Source organism: Mangrovicoccus sp. HB161399, from assembly GCF_013184745.1.
Lineage (GTDB): Bacteria > Pseudomonadota > Alphaproteobacteria > Rhodobacterales > Rhodobacteraceae > Mangrovicoccus.
The window spans coordinates 1-2559 of record NZ_JAATVU010000187.1; the positions used below are offsets into that span (position 1 = coordinate 1).

The window sequence follows — 2559 nt, forward strand, 5'->3', positions numbered from 1 at the left end:
GATACGACAGATGCCCGAAGGTGTTCTTCTCAGCTATCGCCCTCGCGGCAGTCGTTATCTACTGGCTGTGAAACTCAATGTGTCCAGAGCCTAGCCAGCCGTTGCGCGCCACCGGTCCGAGCGCAACGGCGAGCGAGGCGCTGAGGCAGCGCGGCTCGCTACCTGAACGCTTTCGAGACCGGGTCCGAAGCCCGCACGGGGATCGGCAGGTGGATCGTTCGGCATCTCTCTCGGACGGATCGCGTTCGACGCCTCACTCTGCAACACCCAGCGTCCGCATTCGGCGCTCGGAGGACGGACACCCGTCGAGGCCCACGAGGGCCCCGGCATGAAGGCGGCGGCATGATCAATAGGCAAGCTTAGCGTCGCCGAGAAACTGTCCGGGAAATAGGGACCACCTCACAAAATAGGTGGATGGGGCGATCAGCAGGACCCTGCAGATCGGCTCGACCCCATGTTGCCCGCGGTGGGCATCGATGAAGGCCATCATCGTTTCAGTGGGCGGTCGAGCTCCGACATCGCAAAACAAGCGGACGCCTTGCGCAGGATCTCGTTGGCCTGGCGCAGTTCGCGGTTCTCGAGTTCCAGCACCTTCAGCCGCTCCGCGACGTCGGCGGGAATGCCCGCCCGCTTGCCGCTGTCGACTTCCGCCTTCTTGACCCACTGGTTCAGCGTGTGGGCCGAGCAGCCGATCTTTGCCGAGATCGACATGACGGCCTGCCAGCGGGAGCCGTGCTGGCCCTCGTTCTCCAGCACCAGCCTAACGGCGCGGTCCCGGACCTCAGGGGAAAACTTGTTCGTGGTCTTGCTCATCGTGGCTTCACTCTACTCACGAGTTGAAGCCTCCGGCAAACCCGGGGCGGTTCACACTTCGGCCAACGGCGGAGCGAAGCCATTGAGGCCTGATGCTGGCAGGGCGCTGACCGACACCTCCAGTCATTGGATTTGCGAAGATCAATTTGTGGAAGCCCGACCGATAGCGATAAAATTGAAAGTGGTTCCGCGTCGGCGCCCAGAAGACAGTGTGGGGATCTCGACACTCCGGCCAGCCAGAGCAGGTCTTCAGGTCGAGAGCAGCGACGCGATACGCGAATCCATCGGAAACTGCAGGACCTATCTTGGTCAGCCAATGCTGCTGCGGCAGGAAGGTCTCACGAGCGTCACATGGCGCGGTGGGCGTCGCGATCAACTATCTAAGGCATTGAAAACCCTAAAGCACGATCGCGGCCTATATTGGCGCCTAGCGTCAATATAGGCTGGGTCTGCGCTCTTGGATAAAGGTGCAATGATCGGCTTCCCGGAACGCTTACATTTCTCCGAGACTCCGATGAGCTGGCGCCCTTGTACGTCGTCAGATGTGGCGAGAAGCTTCCCGTTGAGGGCCACCATCGCAAGAGGCCCGCCCTTGGATAGCAGAACGTGCGGCCGTCACGAAAAAATGCGGGGCCAAGCCACTTGGGGAGGCGGCTTGGCACACCGCGAGCCATGCAAACACCTGAACAAAGAAACTAATTGCCCAAACCATAAGCTCTTGGGCTGAGTGCACGACATGCTTCGATGTACGTTAAGAAATGTTAAAAAACTGTTAACCAATCCTTCCAAGGGGGGATGTGTCCGGGAAAAAAGTCCCACTATCCTCATGAACCATCTGCTTCGCCCGCCCGGATCTTGCAAAGCGCGGTGATCTCGTAGCCGTGGAGAGCATAAGCGGCAGCAGCGCCGTCAGCACCCATTATTACCGACGCCACGACGCGCTTTTCTCCATCGAAGAAAATGACCTCCAACGGCCCGTGCGGATCCGGTTCCCCGGTCCCGTTCGAACGGCGCATGCTGATCAATTCGATGGTCATGAACTTGCCTCCAATCGCGAGCAGAGGGTGCCGTACGCCTATTGTTCGGCCGTGCCACCCCTTGTGGAACAACGACTTGCAGCATGCCCTTGACCGGCTTCCTTTCTCTGCCCGGCACCCGAACTTGGCCCACCTCAGAGCTACGGCAACCCACACTGCAATTCTCTTGAGAGTGACCTGCCACCAAATGATTCGCAAATTGATAAAAATTAACAAAGAATTAATATTGCAAGACTTGCGTTACATCTACGGTTGTGCGCTCATGGACGCATAGACGACAGGTAAAGTATTGAAGTTGTGAAAACTTTCTGTTCGCAAAGTAGTTATTTTTAATAAACATCTGTGTCGCCATGGGACCATGGCGACACTTTTCTTTGGGAGAAGCTCCATTTTCTGAGTTGGCCCCCGAGATCCGGATACGCTGCCAAGCTTGCCGCCAACGAGTACATGACCTTGCCCCCGGCTCCCAGGCTGGGAGTTACTGAGGTGGCCCCCATTTCCCGGACAGGTTTGCGGCGCTGCTAAGCTTGCCTGGTGATCATGCTGCCGCCTTGAGGCCGGGGCCCTTATGGGCCTCGACCGGTGTTCTGCCTCCAAGTGCCGAGTGCGGGCGCACGGTGTTGCAGAGTGAGGCGTCGAACGCGATCCGTCCGAGAGAGATGCCGAACGATCCACCTGCCGATCCCCGTGCGGGCTTCGGACCCGGTCT

At 58.7% G+C, this 2559-nt stretch carries 1 protein-coding gene, 2 pseudogenes and 1 other annotated feature; of the genes and pseudogenes, 1 reads left to right on the top strand and 2 read right to left on the bottom strand.

The window, feature by feature from the left end:
* Window positions 1-159: 159 nt before the first annotated feature.
* Window positions 160-346: pseudogene (locus HCC78_RS32020) on the top strand (hypothetical protein); the annotation flags it as partial.
* 57 nt (window positions 347-403) lie between these two features.
* On the opposite strand, the pseudogene HCC78_RS32025 reads toward HCC78_RS32020, so the two are convergent.
* Window positions 404-813 (bottom strand): annotated as a pseudogene (locus HCC78_RS32025) (transposase); the annotation flags it as partial.
* Window positions 416-532 (bottom strand) — a sequence feature (AL1L pseudoknot). (Overlaps the previous pseudogene by 117 nt.)
* Window positions 814-1637: 824 nt before the next feature.
* Window positions 1638-1850, bottom strand: a complete 213-nt coding sequence (locus HCC78_RS32030) for a hypothetical protein (protein WP_172332740.1) — start codon at window positions 1848-1850, stop codon at window positions 1638-1640.
* Between the last annotated feature and the right edge of the window lie 709 nt (window positions 1851-2559).

Coding starts and splice junctions, on each gene's coding strand:
- HCC78_RS32030 (WP_172332740.1), bottom strand. CDS start 1,850: ATGACCATCGAATTGATCAGCATGCGCCGTTCGAACGGGACCGGGGAA.